The sequence below is a fragment of the Phyllobacterium sp. P5_D12 genome, from assembly GCF_054049495.1.
This window is the reverse complement of sequence record NZ_JBFUMG010000166.1, coordinates 1-8862: the sequence shown is the minus strand read 5'-3', so window position 1 is coordinate 8862 and position 8862 is coordinate 1. Positions and strand designations below refer to the sequence as shown.

Sequence of the window (8862 nt, the reverse complement as noted above, 5' to 3'; positions counted from 1 at the left end):
ATGTGAAGAGGCCTGTACGCTCAACCTCGAAGATGTGCCGGTCTCGATCAAGACGATAGAACAGGCGATCGCCGACAAGGCCTATGAAAAGGGCTTCATCATTCCGCAGCCGGCTGTTTCGAAGACCGGGAGGACCGTCGCGGTCATCGGTTCGGGGCCGGCAGGGTTGGCCGCCGCGCAGCAGCTTGGGCGGGCCGGACATGAGGTTCATGTCTATGAACGCGAGAGCCGGCCAGGCGGTTTGCTTCGCTACGGGATCCCTGATTTCAAGATGGAGAAGCACTTCATCGATCGCCGTGTCACCCAGATGGAGGGCGAAGGCGTTACGTTCTTCTGCGGGGTCAGTGTCGGGATAGACAAGCCAATTCAAGAGCTTATAGACACCTATGACGCGGTGCTCTATTGCGGTGGAGCGGAAACACCGCGTCCGGCGGGTATCCCCGGCGGCGAGTTCGAAGGCGTTCATGACGCCATGCACTATCTCGTCCAGCAGAACCGCCGCATTGGCCGCGAAAATATCGAATCCGTTGCCTGGCCGAGCGACTCGATCGTTGCCTCGGGAAAGCACGTGGTGGTTGTCGGCGGTGGCGATACGGCATCCGACTGCGTCGGCACGGCGTTCCGTCAGGGTGCGGTGAAGGTCACGCAGCTCGACATTCGTCCACAGCCTCCGGAGAAGGAAGACAAGCTGAGCGTATGGCCCTATTGGGCGACAAAGATGCGTACATCGTCCTCTCAAGCCGAAGGCGCCGACCGCGAATTCCAGGTGGCAACGCTTGAATTCATTGGTGAAAACGGCACGTTGACCCACGTTAAGTGCTGCGAAGTCGACGAAGCGCGCAAGCCGATCGCCGGCACAGACTTTTTCATCAAGGCCGATCTCGCGTTCATCGCCATTGGTTTTTCCGGCCCGTTCGAGGATGGAATCGTCAAGGAACTGGCAGGTTCGCTCGACATGCGAGCCGATCGCCGTGGTAACCGTTCGGTTGCAGCGGATGACAAGAATTATCGCACCAGCGTTGACAAGCTTTACACAGCTGGCGATGTCCGTCGCGGGCAATCACTGGTGGTCTGGGCGATCCGCGAGGGCCGTCAGGCAGCTCAATCCATTGATGCGGCGCTGATGGGCGCTTCGGTGCTGCCGCGATAAGAGTTTTCAACCCGGAACAACTAGAATTCCCGTTCCGGTTGAAATTCTTACGCCAGATTCGATGATTCTTGCATCAGTTTCGACGATTCATGCGTAAGAACCGCACCATTCCACGCAAGAACTTTGCAGGAAACGACAGGCACTGTCGAACCAGTCGCACGAGGCTCTAGGTCAACGCACGGCGCCGGTGGTTGAAGTTGCATCCGGTTGCTTCGGCCAGGAAAAATCATTGACCCGACCCGGCTGACTCTCCGGTGCTACTCCGTCGATGACCAGCCGGTCGCGCGCGGATTTTTCCGGCACTGGCGCACCGCGCGGCGCGGCGCCGAGAAGTTCGGTGCCGCCATCGAGTTCGGGATCGTTGAGGCTGATCGGGGCAAGCCGGTCGACCTTTACGGGAGCCTGCGGCGTCCCTGGAAGCGCCTGCACCGGTGCAYCCGGTTTGATTGCAGCAATGTTGGGTGAGGTTGCATTGCCCAGCATCTGCCGCAGGGGCTTCTCCACATAGAATGCGAGCTTGCGTTTGCCGGCGGGGGTCAGGCCGATACCGTCATTGTTGCGCAGCCGTGCCGTCTGGCCGGACATGTCAAAACCCGACAGGGTGAAACTGCCGCTCTGGTCAACGAACCCATCCCAGACATCGACAAATGTGCCGCCGGCTTTCTCGGCCGCATTGCGATAGATTTCGTTGAAGGCCAGCACATCATTGGTCATGCTCTTGGTCTTGTAGGACGGCTGGCCGACCCACACGACCGGACGGCCGGTCTTCTTGACGGCTTCGAGAAAGGCGTTGATCCTCGCCTGATATTCCTTGTCCCACTCGTCGCTCAACAACGTCTGGCCATCGGCAAATTGCTGGCGATCATTTGCACCCGCCATCATGATAACGACCGAGGGCTTCTCCGCTTCGATCATTGCGCCGATCGTCGCCGGCCAATCGCGATGATCATCGCGGACGAAGCCAGAGGAACCATCGCTTTTATCGACGACGCGAACGCCGGGCGAATCGATGAATGCTTCATCGAGACCCTCCGCAAGGCCCTTTGCCATGAAGTCGCCGACAATGAGGACTGGCTTGGCGTCCGGCAATTTCTCCGGGATAGCGGCATCTTTCACTGTGGTGCTCGGCCGGGCAGAGGCTTGCGGGGCCGCGGAACGCGGGCGTGCGCGCTTGATAGGGCGGTTCCGGGCGGGCGGGCGAACCCTCCTGCCGTTGCCATCTTCAATGAGCCGGTCCGTATTTTCGCGATAGATCTGGCGCTGTCCGAACAGCATGTCGAGGATTGTGCGGGCAGAGGCGGTTTCGGTGAAGACGAGGGCGGCAGCAAGGGCGAGAACCAATGAAAGCAGCAGGGGTGAAAAAACATTGCGTGGTTCGACAAGCTCACCATGAGCGCGATTGGTGGACTGCATCGATAATCGGCAACCTTGCAATTTCTTCACTCCCTGCAATCAACCCACCTTCCTCATGGTGAGCCTGTCGAACCATCACCGCCGTTTTGCAGGTCGGCCTARGACGTTCGCTCTACTTCTTCCTTATCACCGTCAGTACTTCCATGCTCGGGTGACCGTCGGGATCCAGCCCCATCTGCTTCTGGAACGCCTGGATCGCATTGCGCGAGCCATCACCGATCTTGCCGTCGACCTYTCCGTCATAATAGCCGAGTTCGCGCAGATGGTTTTGCAATTCTTCGCGCTCTTTCATGGTAATGGGCGTGAAAGGACGATTCCAGTCTTTACGTAACCCGGAAGAGCCACCGATCTGATCGGCCAGAAGGCCGACGCCGAGCGCATATTTATCCGCGTTGTTGTAGTTCTTCAGAACGTAGAAATTGCGTGTCATCAGGAACGCGGGGCCTCCGCGCCCATCCGGTACCTTCAACGTTGCCTTTTCGCCGCCACGCGGAAAAGCCTTGCCGTTGGCGCGAACGACGCCAATGCCTTGCCATTCGGCAATTGTGCGTGAACCGGCCGGGAATTTGCGGCCAGCCGGCAGAACAACTTCATAACCCCACGTCTGACCGGGCTGCCAGCCATTCTTGTGCAAGAGATTGGCGGCGGTGGCCAATGCGTCAGGCACAGAATTCCAGATGTCGCGCTTGCCATTGCCATCCATATCGACGGCGTAGGCGAGGTAGCTTGTCGGAATGAACTGGGTGTGCCCGAGGGCGCCCGCCCAGGAGCCGGTCAGATGGCTGCGATCGATATCGCCCTTCTGCAGGATCTTCATCGCGGCGATCAACTGCGTGCGGGCATATTTTGCCCGGCGCGGATCGGCATAGGCGAGGGTGGCCAGCGACCGCACGGCGTCACGCATCACATCGTCGCGTTTCATGATCTCGCCGAAATTGGTTTCCATCGACCAGATGGCGAGAAGGATATTGCGATCGACGCCAAACGACTTTTCGATAGCACCAAGCCAGCGGCTATACTTTCGCGACATCTCGCGGCCGGTGGTGATGGATTGTTCGTTGACGCGATTGTCGAGATAGCCCCAGACAGGCTCGGTGAATTCCGGCTGGGACTGGGCCTTCTGCAGGACTTCCGGATCGATTTCGGTGACGCCGGCAAAGGCACGGTTAAACGTGGACGCCGAAACGCCGCTGTTCAGTGCAGTGCCGCGGAAATCCGCGATCCAACTCTGGAACTTTGCATCGGCAGCCGAATTATTGATCGCACCTGCCAAAGCGATGCCTGCTGCGGCGGCAACGATCAGCGCGTGTTTCGAAAACGTTGCTAAACCTCCGATCATGTCTTTCCTCATTTCCGTCATTTGGGTCAAAGGATAAATTACGCACGTCAAAGTTAGGAATTGGTTTACCATGCATGGGCAAACGCACCGCCATTGCCTACATTAACACCGGCAACGATTATTTATTTTACAGACCTGTGCATTTTGGGTCTTTGGGACAAAAAAGTCTATCGAGGAAATTCCCGCAATATCAATCGTAATCAGTAACGAGGTAATGATGTCCGAAGCCAAGAAGATACGTAAGGCCGTCTTTCCAGTTGCGGGCTTTGGCACCCGTGTTCTTCCAGCTACAAAATCCATTCCGAAAGAAATGCTGACGGTCGTCGACAAGCCGGTCATTCAGTATGTGGTGGACGAGGCACGCGAGGCCGGTATCGAGCATTTCATTTTCGTAACCGGCCGCAACAAGGCGGTCATCGAAGATTATTTCGATGTTCAGTACGAGCTCTATCAAACCCTGTCGGAACGTGGCAAGACCGCTCTGCTCGATGAGTTGCAGGGAATCCAGCCTGGTCCCGGAACGACGAGTTTTACCCGCCAGCAGGTGCCGATGGGTCTCGGCCATGCGGTCTGGTGCGCACGCGACATTGTCGGTGACGAACCTTTCGCACTGCTTTTGCCGGACATGATCATGCAGCCGGAAAAGAATGGCTGTCTCGCGGACATGGTGGAGCTCTATAATCAATCGGGCGGCAATATCGTCGCTGTTCAGGAATGCGATCCCGCAGAGACGCACAAATATGGCATCGTTGGTCAGGGCAAGCCTGTCGGCAACGGTTTTGAACTGACGCAGATGGTGGAAAAGCCCGCCAAAGGCACAGCTCCCTCCAATCTCTATATCAATGGCCGCTATATCCTGCAGCCGGAGATTTTCGGCATCCTAGAAAATCAGGAACGCGGCGCCGGCAATGAAATCCAGCTCACCGACGCCATGCTGAAGCTGACCAAAGAGCAGGATTTCTTCGGCTATCATTTCAAGGGCCGTACCTATGATACCGGCTCCAAGGAAGGTTTTGTCGAGGCGAACGTCGCCTTTGCCTTGTGGCGGGAGGATATCCGCAATGGCGTCATCGATAATATCGGCAATATGCTGAAGACGATCCAGCCCAGGGGTTGAGGATTGGCGGGAGCGCTATCTCCTCCGTTGCGGGGGCTTTGCTTGATCGTGGAGCCCCTCCTCTCCGTCATCCTCGGGCTTGACCCGAGGACCCACGGCAAAGGAGCGGTTTGATTGCAATTGGCGCAACACCATCCAGCAAAAGCGCATCTTGCCAACAGCGGTTGTTGTTTCAGTCWCAACCTCTGGATCCCGTCGAAATAGCAGAGATATTCATACTCCTAGCCGTGGGTCCTCGGGTCAAGYCCGAGGATGACTGAGAGCGAGGAGTATGAAACCATGAGGGAGGTGGGTTGATTGTAGGGAGGCAAGGATTGCAACGTTGGCGACTATCGTTGCAATCCTCAACCTCCCTCATGGGGCGTTTGCTACCTTCCTAACATATTGATATTGCATATAAATTAATTGTTTGCATTTTTTGTCCCGCTGCCTGTCCTAGTGGATATTTTTTATTTGGCCGCTTGCGAGCATGTGCTCTGTCGGAGGCCCTCGCACTGCCGAACCGTTAAAACGCTCTCCTTGGCCCGCTGTGTGACAAGACGGGCCAGTTAGTGTTTAGGCATAAGCTCACGCATCTAAATGAAGCGCAGTGAGGGCACCCCCTTTGATCCATGCGATGACTGGCTCGATCCGCGTCGGTAGATGAAAATAATCCGCCCATTGTTCCAAGCGCTTGAGTTTCCGGATGACCTCAGCAATCGTTGATGGACTAGGCGGGAGCATCTCGCACAGTGCGCCCCTATCGTGATCAAGCCTTTCCATCGCCCAAGCACGACCGTACTGTTTTTGAATGAGCAGAACCTTATCCTCGTAAACCAGGAATCGGATAAGTTCGAAATCACAAGCCATAGGACGTTCGCTGTATACACTACAGCGCCCCGAACTCCGTTCAAGGTTGCGACACCATCGATCACCTACATCCACTTGGCAATCTGAAAATATTTCTACGCTGCGGCCGTCGAACAAAATTGTACGTGGCGTGGCGTTTTTTACTTTCTCCTCCGACGGTAAATAATCAAGCGAGAAGCTACCGCAACAAGCTCCACAACCACTTGGACAGGTGTAGCCACGAACGAGCAAGGGAGAAACCGTAATATGTTTAGGCTTGTACTCCTTACCTTTGTATACGAATGGACGACTGCACACGCTTGCGAAATAAACTTGCACAATCTTATCAACCGTATCGAAGTGTCTCACTGGAAATACTCTTTCGGCGCGTCACATAGATAGTCTGTCCATATTCCATTGATATTGACTATCGATTCTYCAAGGCACCTTTCGTAGCCACCCAGGGGATGAGGTCGAAATCGTTCTCCGTCGAAATAATCGCCGAATCCAGCATCCAACGTGAAACGATTGCAGTCCCAACTCGTAACTGGCATCTCCCGGGCAAGCCTCCGTTGAACGTCCGGACGCCCGCCTAGGAGATGTACTGGGCGGCGGAAGGCACTCGTTGAGATTGTGGTTCCTCCGTACCTAGTGGGAACGCTGAATCCAAGTATGAATTCAGGCGGAATAAGATCGTCCATGCAGTCTTGCAATCGCGGGTCTTTTGGTACGATTACGACCTTGTCGGCATGTTCGAGAAGTTCGTAGGCCTCATCAAGGATTTGGCCGAGTTGGTCAATATTCTCAATATCTCGGGCCACCGTAAGCAGAGGGCGTGTCGCCTTGGCTGCGTGCAAATGTTTGATGAATTTGTAATTTTTCCAGTTGATATCAAGGAAACCGAGCCTGTCAAATTTACGAACGTCACGCAAATTTGTGTATCTTGCGCCCGGCAACCAACCAAATTTCATGGCAATGTTAGCAACATGAAAACTATGGGCTACGAACTTTAGTACAGGATTTGACTTTACGTAGTCACTGATTGGGGCGCCTGCGTCAGATATTTCGATTTCGTTAAACAATTGAACGGATTCCCCACGAAGATTGCTGTATTGACGTCAATGCTGACTGAGGACCACAGTGGCATAGCCAAAGTTAATGGAGGCTTTTAGTGAACGACGAGCATAAAGAAATAAGGGGGCAGCGGCACGATTTCATTAAAGAATACTATAAGATGGCTACATTGGACCTTGATCGACATCTTAAAGCAGGGTGGCAGACGATAGCGGTTATTGCTGGCGGCGCGGCGATTTTAACGGCTGGCCACGACGGGAAAATTGGCTTACCAATCGCTACTATGATTGCATTATTCTCCGCTTTTTGGGGTGCTGCGACCGTAATTGATGCCAACTTCTGGTCCTTGAGAGCGATTGCATTCATGTCAAATGTGGAAGCCGTTTACTTCTCGACAGAAGATAGAAAGCGGTTTAATCCATATATCGGCGACCATCCAAAATACAAATTGATCAATAGCTTGCACTATATGTTCCTATTGTGCATATTATTTGGGATTGCTTCTGTAGTTAATCTTATTTGGGAGGTCACTACGGCTTATCCATCGCCAATTTTAATTTACGACAGAATTGTTGATATGAACTGGATGCGTCAAGTCTTTTGGTTATTGCCATTTTTTACAATTTTATTGGGGTTGTTATTTACACTTCGCGCTTGGCGAAAAGGTCTCGAACGCTATATCAGGTTCAGTCGGGGGTCGCCTGGACCCGGCGTAATTAGCAGTACAGGTGGTATGAGACATGTAACCCTTGAGCCAATTAAAGGGGGACCCATCTTGACGTACGAGCCGGACAATCATTCAAAGTCGCTGGAGGCGCTCAATAAAATAAAAGGAAAACTCGACCGATGCACGAACATTGCAACGGTGATTGTCGTAACAGCGTCGATCGGCCTTTTCTGCACCATATTCCTTTAGCCCCGGCGGCCTTGGCCTTTTTGTTTTGTTCTTGTGATTGCGCCGCGGGATCCCAGCGATTAGCGCGAGCTCTTGCCAGGATGGCCCATTAATCCCATCCTCAAGGGCTTTGCAGGATAGTTGCTGCCATGAAGGATTTCGTCATGGAGCATGCCTTTTTCCTAAGCGCACTCGCGCTAACAACAGGATGCCAAACCAACCCGCCGCTAGAGCAAATGTCCTATCACCAATTGGGCCGACTTGCTGGAGAAATCCAGCAAACATGCGCTGCCCAAGGCTACAAGCTCGACACGCCCGAGTACAACGTCTGCACCCTGCGGGAAATAAGCCGAGAGCAGTATGTCTGGCAAACCGGCAGCGGCGGATCGCTTTAGCAAGTGTTGTGTAGATTGTTACCAACGCCCGCACCTTGCATCGCGTTGAGCGCATCGATCGCCCTCCTAGAAGCGATAACTCTATGTAATCATCACTAATCAAAGCTTGTCTGTTTTGCACGTACGTGGTTTCAAAGCCTGTGTATAGCGTTGAAAGGTAGATGATGGGTTTCGAAGAGCAGCTTGAGATGTTCCGCCGTGAGCAAGAAGCGGCGCAGCAGCATTTCTTCACGTACTTGGCACTGCACCAGATTCCAGCTGGCTCAGCAGGAATCCTCGATGCTCTCAATAAAACGCCGCGATTTTGGCTGACAGTACGCTATGGTTCGCTCGTGGCAACAGTTATCGCTCTGGGTCGAATATTCGATGAGGGCTCGCAGTACACGATTGCCAAACTTGTGAAACATGCCGGAGCGAGTCTCGGCGACTTCTCACGTGCCTCGCTGGCAAAGCGCAAGGCGGCCTCGTCAGAACTTACGCTCGCACAAGCGCAAGCCTATGCGAAGGATAAGTATGAGTTGTCGTCCGGTGACGTTCGTGAAATGAAGAAAGCCGTCAAAGCGCAGCGCGCCACTTGGAGAAATAAGCTCGAAGACATTCGCAATAAGGTTCTCGCTCACCGGGAGATGACGATCGACGAGGAACAGGCCC

General features: G+C 54.1%; 9 protein-coding genes. 5 read left to right on the top strand and 4 right to left on the bottom strand.

The genetic code is table 11. From position 1 onward, the window contains the following. On the top strand, window positions 1–1150 hold a 1150-nt coding region (locus tag ACXJ5O_RS12880; RefSeq protein ID WP_457300228.1), incomplete at its 5' end, for a glutamate synthase subunit beta. 171 nt (window positions 1151–1321) lie between these two features. On the opposite strand, the gene ACXJ5O_RS12875 is transcribed toward ACXJ5O_RS12880, so the two are convergent. Together ACXJ5O_RS12875 and ACXJ5O_RS12870 are read right to left on the bottom strand one after the other, a co-directional pair. Beyond that, entirely contained in the window at window positions 1322–2563 is a 1242-nt protein-coding gene (locus ACXJ5O_RS12875) for an SGNH/GDSL hydrolase family protein (protein WP_457300227.1), read from the bottom strand. A 112-nt stretch (window positions 2564–2675) separates the two neighbouring features. Continuing rightward, window positions 2676–3902, bottom strand: a complete 1227-nt coding sequence (locus tag ACXJ5O_RS12870) for a lytic murein transglycosylase (RefSeq protein WP_457300226.1) — start codon at window positions 3900–3902, stop codon at window positions 2676–2678. Between the two features lie 217 nt (window positions 3903–4119). Here ACXJ5O_RS12870 and galU point away from each other — a divergent pair, with 217 nt between their 5' ends. Then, window positions 4120–5019, top strand: coding sequence for a UTP--glucose-1-phosphate uridylyltransferase GalU (galU, locus tag ACXJ5O_RS12865; protein ID WP_457300229.1), 900 nt, complete (start codon window positions 4120–4122; stop codon window positions 5017–5019). A 567-nt stretch (window positions 5020–5586) separates the two neighbouring features. Here galU and ACXJ5O_RS12860 read toward each other — a convergent pair. Together ACXJ5O_RS12860 and ACXJ5O_RS12855 are read right to left on the bottom strand one after the other, a co-directional pair. After that, window positions 5587–6216 (bottom strand): YkgJ family cysteine cluster protein, encoded by a 630-nt coding sequence (locus ACXJ5O_RS12860; protein ID WP_457300225.1) that lies wholly within the window; start codon window positions 6214–6216, stop codon window positions 5587–5589. After that, window positions 6213–6929 carry a DUF6610 family protein gene (locus ACXJ5O_RS12855; protein ID WP_457300224.1) on the bottom strand — a complete coding sequence of 239 codons (717 nt, stop codon included), beginning with the start codon at window positions 6927–6929 and terminating at the stop codon, window positions 6213–6215. The genes ACXJ5O_RS12860 and ACXJ5O_RS12855 overlap by 4 nt, the downstream gene beginning before the upstream one ends. A gap of 89 nt (window positions 6930–7018) precedes the next feature. Between ACXJ5O_RS12855 and ACXJ5O_RS12850 the strand changes: the two genes are divergently transcribed. From ACXJ5O_RS12850 to ACXJ5O_RS12840, 3 genes are all read left to right on the top strand, one after another. After that, a complete protein-coding gene (locus ACXJ5O_RS12850) occupies window positions 7019–7837 on the top strand; it encodes a hypothetical protein (protein WP_457300223.1) in 819 nt (272 codons plus the stop codon). Window positions 7838–7965: 128 nt separating this feature from the next. Then, window positions 7966–8211, top strand: a complete 246-nt coding sequence (locus ACXJ5O_RS12845) for a hypothetical protein (RefSeq protein WP_457300222.1) — start codon at window positions 7966–7968, stop codon at window positions 8209–8211. A gap of 161 nt (window positions 8212–8372) precedes the next feature. Further along, the coding region (locus tag ACXJ5O_RS12840) for an AbiU2 domain-containing protein (protein WP_457300221.1) at window positions 8373–8862 on the top strand (490 nt) is incomplete at its 3' end.